Origin of the sequence: Peribacillus sp. NPDC060253 (assembly GCF_042727425.1) — a bacterium.
Classification (GTDB): Bacteria; Bacillota; Bacilli; order Bacillales; family DSM-1321; genus Peribacillus.
Map to the genome: position 1 here is coordinate 1 of NZ_JBHXAS010000047.1, position 17108 is coordinate 17108.

Sequence of the window (17108 nt, forward strand, 5' to 3'; positions counted from 1 at the left end):
ATAGAAGGGAGATTATGCCGTGAAGATTTTTTAACTGGAATTTTTTAGTGTCTGCATTTCTTATGAAGGGTTATTTACAAATATCCAAGTGGAAATTTCTTGAATTATAAAAATGGTCTCTAAAAGGAGAGAACTTATGGAACAATCAGTCATTCAAAACGTTGAACGTCCAGTTGAAACTTCTAAGAAATTAAAACTTAAGGAAAAAATCGCTTACGGAATGGGGGATGTTGGAAATAATTTTTTGTTTGATTTAGGTCAAATATATTTGCTTAAGTTTTATACCGATGCACTAGGATTGCCTTCTGCAACTGCTGGACTAATTTTTTTAATTACAAAAATTTGGGACGCTTTTGCCGATATTACTGTAGGTACTTGGGTTGATAATCGAAAAAAAATTGGTCCTAAAGGAAAGTTTAGACCTTTTATACTTTACACAGCAGTACCGCTAGCTCTTATTACAATCGTGAGTTTTACTAATCCAGATTTTTCACTTACAGGAAAAATGATTTGGGCTTATGCTACTTATATGGCTTTTGGAACCATTTATAGTATTTCGAATATCCCTTACGGTTCAATGGTTCCGGCTATGACCAAAGATCCTGTAGAAAGAGCAGAGTTAGCTGCATTTAGACAAGCAGGTGCAAACTTTGGCTTACTTGTTACTACAGTTGGGTTTATGCCTATTGTGTTACTTTTTGATAGTGAATCTACTGGATATATAGTAGCTGTATCGATATTTGCATTTGTAGGTGTTTTATTTCAAATATATTGTTATGCGAATGTTAAAGAACGGTATGTATATGAGAAGCCAAAAGAAACGCAAGTAAAACTAAGTGATAGTTATAAAGGGCTTCTAAAAAATACGCCTCTTCTGATACTTTGCTTAGTCAACTTGTTTACCTTTTCAGCGTTTAATGTGAAGCTCGCAGTACAAGTATATTATTGTCAATATGTATTAAAAAATGTTTCTATCGTTCCTTACATGGGTTTTTTTAGCATTGGCTGTGTGTTTATTGGTGTGGCATTAGTTCCGTTTATGGTTAAAAAGTTAGGAAAAAAATACACGTATATACTTGGTTGTGCAATTTGGGCAGTTGGCGATATATTAGCTTATCTTTTTGCTGATAACGCAGTAATATTTATCATTTTAGCTTGTTTTGCATTCTTTGGAAGTTCATTTGTTAATAGTTTAAACTGGGCATTTGTTTCTGATGCAGTTGAATATGGAGAATGGAAAACAGGTAACAGATCTGAAGGTGTGGTTTATTCTTTCTTTACTTTCTGTCGCAAACTATCTCAGGCCCTCGCGGGTTTTATTCCAGGGATTGTTTTAGGGTTGGTCGGTTATGTTCCCAATGCAGTGCAAAATGCTAATGTAGTTGAAGGGATTAGAGGACTAATGTTCATATACCCAAGTACTTTAGCCATGGCAACTATTATTGTAATGGGAATATTTTATAAACTATCAGATGAAAAATACAATAATATCGTAAAAGATCTTAATGACCGTAAAACCGGTGTACCTATGTAAAATAAAAGTGAAGAGTAAGACTGTAGGATTTAACCATTTGAAGACCTGTTATGTTAGGATATTGCCATTTTTGAACCGATAGAGTGTATGTTTTTAGAGTAAAAATTCCAAGTGTGCTTCTATCGTAAAAACAGACTGGCGGTATTGTATAAAAAGATATTTACTAGAATCTGTATAAAAAGCTTGAAATATTGTAGTCTATTTTTTATTATAATGTTAAAGGTAATGATGTTTTAGGTAAACATTATTATGTTTAAATTAATAACAAGGAGGAACAAACTATGAAATATTTTTTGGATAGTGCTATTCTTGAGGAAGTTCGTTATGCATATGAAAATTGGGCAATTGATGGTGTGACAACAAACCCCCGTCACATAATGACTAGTGGTAAACCATTCCTAACAGTTTTAGATGAACTAGGAAGTGAATTTAAGGGAGTTGAAAACTTTCCTATTTCAGTCGAGATTAATCCTCATTTAGAAGATGCAAAAGAAATGGTTGTAGTAGGAACTAAAATTGCAAAATTATCTTCTAATTTCGTCATTAAGATCCCATGTACAGAGCCTGGTTTAATTGCTGCGAGGGAATTTGAAAAAGAAGGTATTCCTACGAATGTTACGCTTGTTTTTTCTCCGTCTCAAGCCTTACAGGCTGCCCGAATTAAGGCTAGTTTTGTATCACCTTTTGTTGGATGGAAAGAAAATAGCGGAGATGACACAACTCAATATATTCAAGACATCGTAAATATCTATAAAACATATAATTTTGATACAGAAATTATTGTGGCTGCATTACGGAACGGTAAACAAATGGTTGATGCTGCGAAAGCAGGTGCTCATATCGTGACTTGTGGCTTCGATGTTTATAAGGAAAGCTTCCACCACGCATTTACTGATTATGGATTAGATAAATTCCGCAATGCTTGGGATAACACAATAACGGAAGTACCCGTATTAAAATAATAGATAGCGATGAAGGGTACCTCATAGGTTTTTCTTTGAGGGGCCTTTTATAGAGAAGAAATGAGGCGAATGGCTTTGTCTAAATTCGAAACGATAAAAGGGCTTAATAAACACGTTTCTTTTTTTCATGTTGAAGATAGAACGTTTACCCCATACGGTAAAATAATCAAGGGATATGATTTCCATGAGTTACAAACTTATATGGAAGATACAGAAATTCCTCAAGATCAAAATATATATATTGCCTCTGTTGCAAATATGGAAAATAAGAGAGTGAATGAACAAATTCAAACAGCATTTTATGGTGAGATGTCGATACAAATTGGATATTGTAATGGTCCTAACTCAACTTTAAATGGTTTAGAATATCATAAAGGCAGTGAAATCAACATCGCTGTGACAGACCTGGTTCTTCTCTTAGGAAAGGTACAAGATATTCAAGACAATATCTATGATTCTAATAATGTGACAGCTTTCTTTATACCTAAGGGAACTGCCGTGGAATTATATAGTACGACATTACATTTTGCGCCGTGTAAAGTAAATAATGATGGTTTTAAGACCATCGTTATTTTGCCATCCGGAACAAATGAACCATTAAAAGAGGACTTGGAAAAAAGAACAGAAGAGGATAAGCTATTATTCATGAAAAATAAATGGCTACTTGTTCATCCTGAAAGAAAACAGTTAGTAAGCCGCGGTGCATATGCAGGAATAAGAGGAGATAATATTTCGATTTTCCAGTAATGTCAGATCATTAACTAAGAGAGGGACTTTAAAAAGTATATTATGTTATAGGTATGCAAACAATTTCCTTCTTCTTTATCTCTCTTTTTCTAGTTTTTTTGACGAGTTGCCAAACGTTAAAAAGAAAACGTTCTCAATTCCTAAAAGCCTTAGATGCATATCATTTGAATGTCTACCGAAGGCTCATATATTAAAAATGCATTCAACTCCAAGTCTTGTCCTGCTTGGAGTTGAATGCATTTCTTAACATGATTATAATAAACCGTCAAATATTAACCTTTGTTCAACTGAGCAAAGCTAAAAAAAGAGATCTGTAAAATGAATTTGGCAAGGGGAGCTAAATGGCTATGTTTGATATGATTCTCAAGGATTTTATCGGTTAGGTTATTGCGTTATCTTCTTGTTATATGATAGAGGAACATGCTATGGTTGAGATACATTTGCATGTCCATTATAAAGAAAAGAAGTGAAATAATTGGCAGAGCCCTTAAAGGATCTATATAATGAAACGTTCATTCGTGAATTCGGTGAAAAAGTAAAAGGTGTCCATCCGTCCTTATCTACTGAATCGTTTGTAGAGGAAGTTATGGATGAGCATTGGGACGAGAGAAAGTTAAAAGAACGAATTAGACATATTTCCATTACCCTCGGGAGGCATCTTCCAAGTGATTATCAAGAGGCATTGGATATTTTGTATCAAATTGATAAGGATTGTGAAGGGTTTAGGTATTTATTTTTCCCGGACTTTGTCGAGGTACATGGATTGAATAAGAAAGATTGGCCGTTATCGCTAGATGCGTTGGAGCGTTTTACTGCAAGGTCATCCTCTGAATTTGCAATCCGAGCTTTTATCTTGCTTGATCCCGTTTTAATGATCGAGAAGATGAAGGAATGGACCAAGCATGATGATGAACATGTCCGCAGGCTGGCTAGTGAGGGGTGCCGGCCCAGGTTACCTTGGGGACAAGCTTTACCAATGTTCAAATCCGATCCGACACCTGTATTGGAATTGCTTGAGAACCTGAAAAGCGATCCGTCCCTCTATGTACGCAAAAGTGTGGCAAATAACTTGAATGATATTGCGAGAGATCATCCAAATGCCGTCATAGAGACTGCCAAGCGCTGGCATGAAAGTGGAAACCCTCAAACGATTTGGATTGTTCGACGGGGGTGCCGAACTCTTGTTCGTAAGGCGGATCCAGAGGTCCTTTCATTATTTGGTTACACGGATGTATTGAACAATCTTACTATCATTACAAACGCATGTATTAGAAATGAACCAGATTCGATTTTTATTGGGGAAACCAGTGAACTTTATTTCGGGTTTCTAGTGAACGTGAAGAATACAGCGAAACTTCGTATTGAGTACGCCATCGATTTTGTTAAAGCCAGTAAGAAAACGTCTCGCAAAATATTTCTACTGGCAGATAGGAATTTCACGGATGGAGAACGAGTCGAGAGAGTGAGAATCCACAATTGGAAGGATTTGACGACACGTCGTCATTACACGGGAATCCATCGTATCTTCCTTCTCGTAAACGGAGTGGAAGTTGCAGAAACGCATGTAAAACTAAACGCTGAAACTTAATTGTTTATTGATAATATTCAATGAGTGCCTAGAGGGAAAATCGACGGTCACATTTTAAAAACCTAAAAAACTGAAGACAAACTCCAATATTATCGAGTCTGTCTTCAGTCTGAGAGGAGCACCCCAGCTCCTCTTTTTGTTATTTAGATATAATTGCAGATTACTCATTTTTGAATACACTTCGTTACATCGTTTATCGCAACAAAAGGCTTATACTTCTATTTACCTTAAATCCAAAAAGTCGGATAGTTCCGATTGCTGCGCAAATTATTAATTAACAGTGCAAGGAAAACGATTATCACGGAACCAATTAACACAGGCGTAAATAAATAGCTCCAGCTATAATGACCAAGCATAACAACAAGTGGATCTGCCCCTGCTGGTGGATGCGTCGTTTTTGTCAGCATCATGACGGCAATTGCTAATCCGACTGCTAAGCCGATAGCCCAAGGCTCATCGCCAAAAAAATGATAGGAAGCTAAACCTACGAATGTTGAAACAAAATGGCCCCCAATAATATTCCGTGGCTGTGATAACGGCGCGTTCCATAGACCGAACGCAAGTACACAACTGGCACCAAATGGAGCCATTAACCACAATGCTGATGTCATTTTTGTTAAAAGAATTAAAGCGAAAATAGTTAAAAATCCACCGATTAGCCCGGTTATTGCGTCTTTTACATTTATCTGTAAAGGACTTCTTCCTTTTCCCTTCATTTTAGATAAATACCGTATATGAAATGAGCTTGTTTCTTTTTGCCCAGTCACAGCTATGCGGTCCATTATTCCCCCTCCTTACAAGTACATTTACACTTTACACGAAATAAACTAACCTGTCAAAATCATTTTTAACAGTTAGTTAAAAATCTCATAAAAAAACCTACTCTTTTAAGAAGTTGGCTCTTCATTCATCATCAGATTTCCGGTATTGAAATCGGGCGACCTTTTTTCTATTACCGCATATTTTCATTGAACACCACTTACGTCTTCCACTTTCATCGATAAATAACAATACGCAATCATTATTCGAGCAACGCTTTAATGAGGCTAGCTTATTTTCTTCTATTAAAGTTAATAAGTCATAAGCAATAAAAGAAAGCAAGATATCTTCTGCTTCTCCAACAGGTATGGGAATCAATTTTTGATCCATTAATTTATAAGTGAATGGTGCTTTTTCAATTTTCTTTTCTAAAAAAGCGATAAACTCATCAGGAATCGGATTCCCATCTGCTATTAATTCGGATTGTCTTCTTAAAATTGTACGCATTTCTAGAAGACATACGAATACCTGCTCGATTCTCTCTTTAAGTTTTAAGCATAGCTGATCACTCCAAAATGAGTTTTGCTCTTTTATTACAGTAAGCCAGTCCAGCACATCTTCTTCTGATAGCAATAAGTCTTGTCGTTGACCACGACTGACTAGTTCCGTGTTCACTAAATCCAGAGAAAGATTACCTGATATAAGTGGAAATTTATTAGTTTCGGACACAAGTTCATCTCCCATTTATCTATTATATTCTAACCATTAAGTTGTCAATAAAGAGGTTATATCCTCATTATACCTTATTACTGAATTTTACAGCTACTTATCATGTCTGATGGGAATTCCTTTCTGTAAATCTATTATTGCTCCCTTAACTGGATTACATTTTTTACGTTTTAATTCCTTTATTGTGGATGAATCGTATAGTAAATCGAAGCCTATGAGAATCACTCCTTATATAAAGTGAAGGTAGATGGCTGGAAAAAAGTTATTGACAAAACCTGTACGTACAGGATAATATGAAAGCGTATACAGAACCTATACGTACAGGTTATAAAATCAATTATATTTTGCTTTCTAGGGAAGGGAAGTAGTGAAATGGGTAAATACACAGAACCTGCAAGGGATTTGCTCCAACATGTCGGAGGGAAGGAAAATATTGCAACGGTTACGCATTGTGCGACAAGAATGCGATTTGCATTGAAGGACCCTGGCAAGGCGGATGTAAGCAAAATTGAATCGATTAAGCTTGTAAAAGGAACATTTACACAAGCTGGCCAATTCCAGGTCATTATCGGGAATGAGGTATCATCTTTTTATAATGAATTCGTTTCCATGGCTGGATTACAGGAAGCGTCAAAAGAAGATGTGAAAGAAGCAGCTAAACAGAATATGAGCTTGCTGCAGCGTTTGATTTCCCATCTTGCGGATATTTTCACACCATTGATTCCTGCCATAGTGGTTGGAGGCCTCATTCTTGGATTCCGCAATATCATCGGCGATATTAAAATGTTCGATGACAGTACGAAGACGCTTGTTGATATTTCACAATTTTGGGCAGGGGTTCACTCATTCCTGTGGTTGATAGGTGAAGCCATATTTCATTTTCTTCCTGTTGGGATTACATGGTCCATCTCGAAGAAAATGGGCACGACTCAAATTCTCGGCATCGTCCTTGGTTTGACCCTGGTTTCTCCACAACTTCTAAATGCCTACGCAGTTGCAGGCACGAAGGCAAGTGACATTCCTTTTTGGGATTTCGGTTTTGCCCAAGTCGATATGATAGGCTACCAGGCCCAGGTCATCCCAGCCATACTGGCGGGCTTCGTTTTGGCATATTTGGAAATTTTCTTGAGAGATAAAGTGCATAATTCCATTTCCATGATCGTCGTTCCATTTTTTTCTTTACTTCCAACAGTAATCATTGCCCATACCATTTTGGGGCCTTTAGGTTGGAAAATCGGTTCAGTCATTTCAACGGTTGTATATTCCGGACTGAATTCATCAGTTGGCTGGCTTTTTGCTGCCGTCTTCGGCTTTGCCTATGCACCACTTGTCATCACAGGCCTGCATCATATGACAAACGCAATCGATCTTCAGCTTATGAGTGAACTAGGCGGAACGAACCTTTGGCCAATGATTGCTTTATCCAATATTGCTCAAGGTACAGCAGTGCTTGCGATGATTTACATTAACAGAAAAGATCAGGAGGAAAGACAAGTTTCCATTCCAGCTACGATTTCATGTTATCTCGGAGTAACGGAGCCTGCCATGTTCGGCATTAACTTGAAATACGGCTTCCCGTTCTTAGCCGGTATGATTGGTTCGCTGTTTGCTGGCATCGTATCAGTCGGATCTGGGGTGATGGCGAACTCAATCGGTGTTGGGGGGATTCCAGGTATCCTTTCCATCCAGCCAAAGCATATGGGAATGTTTGCGGTCGCGATGTTGGTTGCATTCATTGTGCCATTCATTTTGACTATAGCATTCTCCAAGCGCCCTCAAATGAACTTGAAAACAAGAACGAAAACAACGAAATTAAATGCGTAATAATGCGGAGGGGGAGCATTCTCCCTCTTTTTTATCATAGAGACAAAAGGATACAACCGGGAAAGCAGAGGAGGATTTACAATGAAGGATTTTAAAAAAAGTACCATCTATCAAATTTATCCGAAGTCTTTTAAGGACTCCAATGGCGACGGCATCGGCGACATAAATGGTGTCATTGAAAAACTTGATTATCTGAATAAACTGGGAGTGGATTATATTTGGCTGACCCCTTTTTATCGTTCACCTCAAAATGATAATGGATATGATGTAGCGGATTACACATCCATTGATCCAGCGTTTGGGACGATGGATGAATTCGAAAGATTGGTGAAGGAAGCTAATTCACGGGATATCCAAATCATGCTGGATATGGTATTCAACCATACTTCAACAGAGCATGAATGGTTCCAAAAAGCACTGGCTGGAGAGAAAGCATATAAGGATTATTATATTTTCAGGAAATCAAAAAATGAGGAGCCCCCTACAAATTGGATTTCAAAATTCGGTGGCTCTGCATGGGAATATGTAGAGGAACAAGATGAATATTACCTCCATTTGTTCGATCGGACACAAGCGGACCTTAACTGGGAAAATCCGAGAGTAAGGCAGGAAATCTTCAATATCATTAACTTCTGGCTGGATAAAGGTGTCAAAGGATTCCGATTGGATGTTATCAATCTTATTTCTAAACCCGAATTGTTTGAAAATGACAAAGAAGGAGATGGACGTTGCTTTTATACAGATGGTCCCAAAATTCATCAATTCCTTAAGGAGATGAATGAAGAAACGTTTGGGAAGGATATAGAGGTGATGACTGTTGGGGAAATGTCATCAACGACCATCGACCATTGCATCAAATATTCATCTCCAGATGAAAAGGAGCTGTCCATGGTATTCAATTTCCATCATCTAAAGGTGGATTACAAGGATGGTGAAAAGTGGTCGATTGCTGATTTTGACTTCAGGAAGTTAAAAGATATCCTAAGCAGCTGGCAATCTGGTATGCAAGAAGGCAATGGGTGGAATGCCCTGTTCTGGTGCAACCATGACCAGCCGAGGATCGTGTCCCGGTTTGGCAATGATTCAGAGTATCAAAAGGAATCTGCCAAGATGCTTGCGACGGCCATCCATATGCTTAGGGGAACCCCATATATTTATCAAGGTGAGGAAATAGGGATGACCAATCCGAAATTCAGTCAAATTGAACAATACCGCGATGTGGAGTCGATTAATTATTTCAATATCTTAAAAGAGGAAGGCAAAGATGAGAGTGAAATAATCGAAATCCTCCAAGCTAAATCCCGCGACAACTCCCGAACTCCCATGCAGTGGAAACATGCAGAGCATGCAGGTTTTACGGAAGGGACGCCATGGATTACAGTGCCTGATAATGCAAAGGCCATCAACGTGGAACAGGCACTCAATGATCAGGATTCCATCTTCTATCATTACCAAAAACTTATATTATTAAGGAAGAAACATGATATCATTGCGTATGGGGACTATCAGGAAATTCTAGGCGACCATGAAGAACTATTCGCCTATATACGCAGTCATGAAGATGAGAAACTTTTGGTCATCAATAACTTTTATGCAAAAGATGCTTCCTTCAAAATTCCAAGGGGGGCAGACCTATCCGGATTCAAGTCAGAGCTCCTGCTCTCAAATTATAGTGATTCAAAAGAGCATGCAGGTGATTTTATCCTGCGCCCCTATGAATCATGTGTCTATTTGTTGAAAAAGGAGTAGCAGACTAACAAATATATATTGTGGTGATGAAATGAACAGTAAGTACGTATCGCTATACGGTGATATCGTTTCAAAAATTGAAGAAGGAATCTTTCCCACCAATTCAAAGCTTCCATCCGAAAGTAGTTTTATGGAAGAGTATGGAATATCGAGGGATACTGTGAGAAAGTCCTTACACCTGCTTGAACAAAATGGGTATATTCATAAAATCAAAGGCAAGGGTTCCTTTGTGTTGGATTTCAGCAAATTTAATTTTCCAGTAGCAGGCTTGATTTCCTATAAAGAAATGGTGGAAAAGTTGAATCTGCATTCCAAAACGATCATCCATACCATGGAGCTTGAGCCACCTGATTCAAACATGATTAAGCTTCTTGACTTAACTGAAGGCGAAAAAGTATGGAAAGTTGTCCGAGTCAGGCAAATCAACGGCAAGAAAATCATTTTGGACAAAGACTATTTCAATAGTGAGTTCGTAACTAACCTGACAAAAGAAATTTGTCAGGATTCGATTTATGGATATATTGAAAAGAAACTGGGACACCAGATTGGTTTTTCAAATAAAGAAATCACTGTGGAGCCATGCAGTGATGAAGATAAACAATTATTGGACATAGAAGACTACAATATGGTGGCAGTCGTGAAAAGTACGGTCCATTTAATGGATGGAACCCTGTTTCAGTATAGTGAATCCAGGCATAGACCCGATAAATTCAAGTTTACGGACTTTGCACGAAGAACTTGATGAAAGCCCGAGCGAAATGTTCGCTTAAGCTAAGACCGAAAAATCTATAATCAATAAAAAGGTATTTATTCTTGAAACTCAACTCCATTTGAAAAGAGAAGGTCGCAGGGGCGACCTTCTCTTTTCAAATGGAGAACAAGTTGCAGCTGGATAGGTTGAAGAGTAAGTTGAAATGAAAGGATATATATGGAATTTAACGAGTGTATGGAGACCCATTAAAAAAATTTATCTTTAAGACCCGGCTTATTTTATAGCTGGTATTTGATATCCGTTTTGAATTGGGGGTTGATTGCTTTAATGAAAATGATAATGAAGACAATCCCTACCTTAAAGGAGTTTATAACAGGGCAATTACTTTGTTTAAATCTTAACATGTTGACAATGAAGAGGTTTTTGTCGTGGCAAATGTAAACGATTTTACAAACAAAGTTAAAATATTCAACCGTCATGTTAGGGATAAGAGTGTACGATTCAAGTTAAAGCATAAAACAATACCTAACGTTTTACCAGAAGATGAGGAAGAGCAGCTACATATAACACAAAGGTTCATTCTTAAATGTAACACATCGGATATTCAGTATGCGCCGCCTCTATTAAAAGCTATTTGCAATCAAGACAGGGGGATAAAACCTAAAATTTCACATGATGTCTTTTTTGTGAATATCAAAAGGAAAACCATTTTTCATGTTTATGATGATAGGGGATGTGATTTGCTAGCGACCTCACCCGAAACAATAAGAGGAATATATGATAAATATATTGATTGGATTTTAGATTACGATAGAGAAGATATCGATAAGGTTTTAAATAATGATCAAAGCTCATAAATTAACATGTTCTGGAGGATTTAGATTAAGTTTTTTGATTGTTGGGCTTTTGAAAAATTAAAAGGGAGGGCATGAACAAAGGAAAAGGTAAATTTGGAATCCTTAAAATTTTGAGGACATTAACGCTTTTTCTTGGTTAACTAACTGGAAAAAGAAAAATCATCAAACCTTCAGATTGATGATTCTCCTACTTGTTTTGGAGTGTGGGATCCATTTAACAAAACGACTCCACCTATTATTAAAACTAAGCCACCTAATGTAATCAAATTAAAATGCTCATTCCATAACAGTACGCCAATTAACGCTGTTAAAGCGGTTCCTATTCCTGACCAAATGGCATAAGCCAAACTTAATGGAATGGTTTTTAGACATAAAGATAAGCAATAAAATGCTAATCCAAAACCTAATATGACCCCAAAAGAAGGATATAAATTAGTGAATCCTTCAGATAATTTAAGCATGGTCGTACCGAATATTTCGCTAATGATCGATACCCCTAAAGCGATGTAACCTTTCATGCTATTACCTCCGATTTTCAAAAGGTCAATGAGAGCCACCACTGGTGAGTTTCAAAACAACAACTCCTCCAATGATGAGGGCTAAACCTAAAAATTTTTTTAGATTAAAGCTTTCTTTATAAACGATAACACCAACTAGAGCAGTTAATGCCGTACCTATACCTGACCATATCGCATAAGCGGTTCCAAGTGGAATGGTTTTAAGAGATATAGACAGGCAATAAAAAGCTAACCCCATTCCGAATACCACACTAATGGAGGGCAACAACTTTTTAAATCCGTTAGATACTTTTAACATGGAACTACCAAAAACTTCACTTATGATGGCTATGGCCAAAAATGAATATGGATTCAAGATGAACTCCCCCTTTGTTGGCATATTAATTAATTACATGATGACTTCCCCAAGCATCTTACCACATCTAATCTAGCTTTATAAAACAGTTCTGTGTAACCGTCAATAGAATCATTTTGTCAGTCAAAAAACCGTCTAGATGATCTTTTTTATATTGAACAATACGTCTATGTTTCTTGTCAAGGCATTCTATTGCTCAGATCGTATAGAAAAAATATATTTCTTCGGATTTTTGTGGGCAATCAATAAATTTTCAAAATGTATTATAAAAGTAGATAAAAAGAATCTATATAAAGATATAAGGCATATCCTTGGCACTGAACTAAAAAAATAATGGACGTTTTGCAGCAAAAGGACCATGTGTTAAACAAGGGTTTTTAGTTATTTTGTCAAATGAAGTTCAATCGAAAATGATGGGATGAACTTCGATCATGGAATTAGGATACGAATAATAGAGTTGAATCGTTAAACGGCAACGCGAGATAAATAGAAAACAATGATGGGTGTTGATGGACAGTGGGAAAATGGTCTTTAAGAACTTGTCCATTTTTTGTTTGGCTGAATGCCCATCAATCAAGTCATCAGGGTATCAGAATTTTTTTAAAGAAAGTAAGGAAAAGGAAAATGGTAGAATATGATAAATGAAATAATAATAAGCTTCATTATTTCATGGATTTCCTTCTGAAAGCCAGCAACAGACAAGTTTGAGCTTTCAGAAAAGCAGTAGGAGGTTCACCAGAAAGCTTCATATCTGGATTAATAATGTTCTTTATTTAGGCAAGTTCTTCATTATCCATTGTTTAATTAACTTAGCAACTTGTGGTGGAGCAGTGTTTGAAGTGTCTAAAGTTGGTACTGGAGGAACTGAATTTTTGGCTTCTTGAACTAATTTCTCAGATAGTGCATTCATATAGTTAATGCTGTCAGTCGTCCATTTACCACGAGACGATAATCGTTGTGTACGTGCTTCTTCGTTACAATAAAGATGTAGGTAATGAACGGGATTGAATAAAGGGAAATGGTCGCAACTTTCAACATTATATGGATCAGGAACATTGCCGAATAATACGGAATTTCGGCCGGAATAAGCACTATAATAGGCAACTTTCAACCAATTATCACAAGCTGTTTGATAATCGTCGTTGTTAACGATAAGATCCATATCAAATACATTGAAATCTACCATGATTTTCTGCAATTCCAGTGAAGTTGCTGATTTACCTGAGCCACTAATGCCAGTCACAATAAAAAGAGGGTAAGTCATGATCATCACCTTTCAGTATGTTAAGGAAATAGGTTACTATTCTCTTAAAGATATTTTCCACTTTATTTATTAGTATGTTGAAACTGTTGATTCGCGTCTTTTATTTACCCAGAATGAAAAAAGAACTTTGACTGCCCATAAGCTTGTTTTAGGAATGAGATTCTTATTTACGGCTAGGATTGTACTTTTTGAATGTGGACGTTGCTTGTTTGTTATATAAAAACTCACAGGATATAGAAAGGGGGATAATTATGTATGTTAGTCAGGGATCATGAAGTAATTGTAAAATTAAACTAAAATGTTCACAATCTGCATGTAAAACTATATCCTAAGTATTTTAAGGAATATGACTATATTGCAATGAAGGATACATTCAAAACTTTAGTTGAAAATAACAGGTATGTTTTTCTTCTTTTAAAAGATCATGAAGAACCGGTCGGTTACGCATGATTGAAATTAAAAACCATCCAGAAAATGCTTTTAAAAATGCGTATAAATCTGTGTATGTACATCAACTTAGTATCGTTGAAGGTCAAACCCAAAAAGGGTGCGGTAAAAAACTGAAGAATGAAGTCTTTGATATTGCTAAAAAGAACGATATAGATTTAATTGAACTGGATTATTGGTTTGAAAACATCGCTGCAAAAGAATTTTATAAAAAACAACACTTTAAAAAGTATAGGGAGTATGCATTTAGACAGTTGTAAATTATGAATATCAAATTTTCAAAGGTTGATGGAATTAATAAAAACCCCGAAATGGGGTTTTTTTATTAATATCTGAACATTTTCCTTGAATAACAAGGGGGTTGAGGAACTCCACAAACAAAGTTTTGGGTATGACACTCTTTCACGACACATCGGGTATGCGGAATATACGTGATGAAGTGTTTATTCACGGTAGTTGTATGTGTTGGATGAAAAACTGGAATCACAGTATTAATGACATTTGTTTTAACATCATGATTTGTTGGGGAGATTTGAGGTGGATTATTCTGAGTAGGCATTGTTCGATGTGGGCAATATTGTGGTGGACATTGACCGCCTTGTGGATGCCCCCATGGCTTATTATACATATCAACACCTCCTATGTTGTTTTTAAAGTCATTGTTAGTTTATGAAAATAAGTGATAAAGGGACTAGTATAAATGCCTTTATCAAAAATAATGACTACATAATGGCGCTGTATGAATGGTTCACTTTATCGAAAACTTCTCCCTAGCAGGGAGAGGGGATTTTATCATGGGCATATCTGATCTTTCACTCATAAAAAAATGGATGAAACATCAATTAAAGCGAATTTGGTTAATCGCTTGACGAACAAATGTCTTGTGTCTTTTTCGCCAGTTATTTTCCTTGCTTTTTTCCAAGCCCCATTCAGGAAATGTAGATAACCGTAATGCGGCAAATAATTGCCAGAAAGATAAGTTTGTAAAATTCACCTCCGGCATCATGCATTTATATTGATTGGTGAAGTCATTCATCGCTTGCATTCCAAAATGAAATAAAATTTCGAGTTGACTATTTGCAAGGTCTGCCAAAGGATCCCCTAGGCCTGAGTCCTCCCAATCAATTATGGAAACTAATTTATCTTCTTTCCATAATATATTTCCTGGCCAATAATCTCCGTGAAGGATTACTTCCTTATTCAGTGAGGGTAATGGCATGGAAGATATTAATAAATCTCTAATCAAGCTCAGGTTCAATGTTTCGTCCAGGATTACCTTATTTAACATCTCGGCATTGTTTTTTTCTAGTTTAGGCAGAAATGATAAATCTAGATTTGAACAATCGACACGGTGGATTTCTGCTAGATTGGTTGCCAACTGAAAGATATATTCTTTTAAATTTGAGGGAGTGAATTCTGGATTTCCATCAATAAATTCGATAATTACACATGGCTTGGAAAAAAACTCGCAGGTTTGATCGAAGTAATATGGCGTCGGGACAGGCAAACCTGCAGCTTTCAATATCCTTAAGAGCTTGTGTTCATCTGCCGCAACATTTGGGTTTCGTTTCAAATCATTATCACCATGCTGACGAACGATCAGTCTTGTGTTCTGCCCTGTAGATTGTAATACTTCAAGTCCAGTAACCTGTGCAGAGATTCCGCCTTTTAAGTCCCAGACACGAATAAGCTTGTTTCCTGAATCTAACATTTGAATCAATTGCTCAAACCGTTTGAATTCATTCGTCATGCGTTCTTCTCCTTATAAAATCGGATTATTGAACATCATAATGATGGGATATCGATAGTGTCCATCTGCCCTGTTACCCACATTAGCAGAATCATAAGGGCGCCTTGCCTGTTGCCCATTATAAGAATGTGGTTATTTCATGTATGATGTCACGTCCTTTAATTGATAGAAGTTCCTGTTTGATTTTACCAAAGTAAAATAATAGAAGAAAGCTTTTTAAGGAAATCAAAAGTTAATTGCACTTTAGTCGTAGTGTTATTTATCAAGATGATCGTACCATGACATATACACTCGGCGGGGTGTATTTTTTTTGAGAAAGAAAAGGGTGGGGAGTAGAAGGGATTCCATAAGAACCGAGGCAGCGGAGTAAGGAAAACAAAGAATTTTCTCTATTATTTTCAGGTTTTAATAATCCGGTAGTATATGTGTACAAGCATTTATTGTGACGTGACATAAGATTAATAGAGGTGATAAAATGGTAAAAATATTTATTGACCCCGGACACGGCGGTACAGATACAGGCTCGGTGGGAAATGGATTAAAAGAAAAAGATTTAACTTTATCCATTGCAACTAGAATGAAAGATATTTTAATAATAGAATATAATAATGTTTCTGTAAAAATGAGTAGGACCCTAGATACGTACCCCTCCTTAAACGATCGAACGAATCAAGCGAACGCTTGGGGAGCGGACTTCTACCTCTCCATCCACATTAATGCAGGAGGCGGAACTGGTTATGAGGATTACGTTTATACCTTCACAAACCAGGCAACGAAAACGTATCAAGATCAAATTCATTCAGAGGTCATGAAGCTCATCAATATCCAAGACAGAGGACAAAAAACAGGAGATTTACATGTGCTCCGTGAAACGGATATGCCTGCACTTTTGACTGAAAATGGATTTATCGATAATGTCAATGATGCAGCCAAATTGAAAACGGCCTCTTTTATTGAAGCCCTTGCTCGAGGACATGTAAACGGTATCGTTAAATGCTTCAATCTTACAAAGAAAAGTACAGCGGTATACCATACTGTTGTTGACGGGGACACGGTGTATTCCTTAAGCCTGGCCTATGGCAGTACTGTTCAAAAAATTAAGGAGTGGAACGGCCTTGACAGCCAGTACACTATTTTTGTAAATCAGAAATTACGAGTGAAATGAATAGTTTGTAATTGATGGGTTAAATTATGTATAACTTCCAGAAAACACACCACGTAAAAACCCTTCTCTTTAAAGAGAGGGTTTTTTTATTGGCTTCAAAAAAAGGTCAAAAACATGTGACCGTTTTACTCATTATGTTTAAATCATG

Annotated in this window: 16 protein-coding genes and 1 pseudogene; 10 read left to right on the forward strand and 7 right to left on the reverse strand. The window is 36.7% G+C overall.

Annotation, left to right across the window (positions count from 1 at the left end; all coding sequences use genetic code 11):
- Nucleotides 1-136: 136 nt before the first annotated feature.
- The 4 genes from ACFWE9_RS13845 to ACFWE9_RS13860 all read left to right on the forward strand — a co-directional run bounded on the left by ACFWE9_RS13845 (nt 137) and on the right by ACFWE9_RS13860 (nt 4831).
- Nucleotides 137-1534: an MFS transporter gene (locus ACFWE9_RS13845; protein WP_230159801.1), complete on the forward strand. Its 1398-nt coding sequence runs from the start codon at nt 137-139 to the stop codon at nt 1532-1534.
- Nucleotides 1535-1815: 281 nt separating this feature from the next.
- On the forward strand, nt 1816-2496 hold the full coding sequence (locus ACFWE9_RS13850; protein ID WP_377357234.1) for a transaldolase family protein: 681 nt from the start codon (nt 1816-1818) through the stop codon (nt 2494-2496).
- Between the two features lie 69 nt (nt 2497-2565).
- Nucleotides 2566-3243, forward strand: coding sequence for a DUF4867 family protein (locus tag ACFWE9_RS13855; RefSeq protein WP_230159796.1), 678 nt, complete (start codon nt 2566-2568; stop codon nt 3241-3243).
- Nucleotides 3244-3718: 475 nt separating this feature from the next.
- A complete protein-coding gene (locus ACFWE9_RS13860) occupies nt 3719-4831 on the forward strand; it encodes a DNA alkylation repair protein (RefSeq protein ID WP_377357236.1) in 1113 nt (370 codons plus the stop codon).
- 227 nt (nt 4832-5058) lie between these two features.
- Here the strand turns inward: ACFWE9_RS13860 and ACFWE9_RS13865 are convergent, their stop codons facing one another.
- Nucleotides 5059-5613, reverse strand: coding sequence for an HPP family protein (locus tag ACFWE9_RS13865; RefSeq protein ID WP_377357238.1), 555 nt, complete (start codon nt 5611-5613; stop codon nt 5059-5061).
- Between the two features lie 121 nt (nt 5614-5734).
- Nucleotides 5735-6319, reverse strand: a complete 585-nt coding sequence (locus ACFWE9_RS13870) for a CGNR zinc finger domain-containing protein (RefSeq protein ID WP_377357240.1) — start codon at nt 6317-6319, stop codon at nt 5735-5737.
- 372 nt (nt 6320-6691) lie between these two features.
- Here ACFWE9_RS13870 and treP point away from each other — a divergent pair, with 372 nt between their 5' ends.
- The 4 genes and pseudogenes from treP to ACFWE9_RS13890 form a co-directional block, all read left to right on the forward strand.
- Nucleotides 6692-8143, forward strand: coding sequence for a PTS system trehalose-specific EIIBC component (treP, locus tag ACFWE9_RS13875; RefSeq protein ID WP_377357242.1), 1452 nt, complete (start codon nt 6692-6694; stop codon nt 8141-8143).
- A gap of 81 nt (nt 8144-8224) precedes the next feature.
- Nucleotides 8225-9892 carry an alpha,alpha-phosphotrehalase gene (gene treC / locus ACFWE9_RS13880; RefSeq protein ID WP_377357244.1) on the forward strand — a complete coding sequence of 556 codons (1668 nt, stop codon included), beginning with the start codon at nt 8225-8227 and terminating at the stop codon, nt 9890-9892.
- A 31-nt stretch (nt 9893-9923) separates the two neighbouring features.
- A complete protein-coding gene (treR, locus tag ACFWE9_RS13885) occupies nt 9924-10634 on the forward strand; it encodes a trehalose operon repressor (protein ID WP_377357246.1) in 711 nt (236 codons plus the stop codon).
- Between the two features lie 222 nt (nt 10635-10856).
- Nucleotides 10857-11461: pseudogene (locus tag ACFWE9_RS13890) on the forward strand (DUF3885 domain-containing protein); the annotation flags it as partial.
- Between the two features lie 170 nt (nt 11462-11631).
- On the opposite strand, the gene ACFWE9_RS13895 reads toward ACFWE9_RS13890, so the two are convergent.
- The 3 genes from ACFWE9_RS13895 to ACFWE9_RS13905 form a co-directional block, all read right to left on the reverse strand.
- Nucleotides 11632-11979 (reverse strand): DMT family transporter, encoded by a 348-nt coding sequence (locus tag ACFWE9_RS13895; protein WP_377357248.1) that lies wholly within the window; start codon nt 11977-11979, stop codon nt 11632-11634.
- Between the two features lie 25 nt (nt 11980-12004).
- On the reverse strand, nt 12005-12334 hold the full coding sequence (locus ACFWE9_RS13900) for a DMT family transporter (protein ID WP_377357250.1): 330 nt from the start codon (nt 12332-12334) through the stop codon (nt 12005-12007).
- 769 nt (nt 12335-13103) lie between these two features.
- Complete coding sequence (locus tag ACFWE9_RS13905; protein ID WP_377357252.1) at nt 13104-13598, reverse strand: DEAD/DEAH box helicase family protein; 495 nt, start codon at nt 13596-13598, stop codon at nt 13104-13106.
- 446 nt (nt 13599-14044) lie between these two features.
- Here ACFWE9_RS13905 and ACFWE9_RS13910 point away from each other — a divergent pair, with 446 nt between their 5' ends.
- A complete protein-coding gene (locus ACFWE9_RS13910; protein ID WP_377357254.1) occupies nt 14045-14305 on the forward strand; it encodes a GNAT family N-acetyltransferase in 261 nt (86 codons plus the stop codon).
- A gap of 65 nt (nt 14306-14370) precedes the next feature.
- Here the strand turns inward: ACFWE9_RS13910 and ACFWE9_RS13915 are convergent, their stop codons facing one another.
- Both ACFWE9_RS13915 and ACFWE9_RS13920 read right to left on the reverse strand, forming a co-directional pair.
- Nucleotides 14371-14673, reverse strand: coding sequence for a CotD family spore coat protein (locus tag ACFWE9_RS13915; protein WP_377357256.1), 303 nt, complete (start codon nt 14671-14673; stop codon nt 14371-14373).
- Nucleotides 14674-14883: 210 nt separating this feature from the next.
- Complete coding sequence (locus ACFWE9_RS13920) at nt 14884-15795, reverse strand: phosphotransferase family protein (protein ID WP_230159761.1); 912 nt, start codon at nt 15793-15795, stop codon at nt 14884-14886.
- 475 nt (nt 15796-16270) lie between these two features.
- On the opposite strand from ACFWE9_RS13920, the gene ACFWE9_RS13925 reads away from it, so the two are divergent.
- Entirely contained in the window at nt 16271-16960 is a 690-nt protein-coding gene (locus ACFWE9_RS13925) for an N-acetylmuramoyl-L-alanine amidase (protein ID WP_230159759.1), read from the forward strand.
- Nucleotides 16961-17108 lie beyond the last annotated feature (148 nt).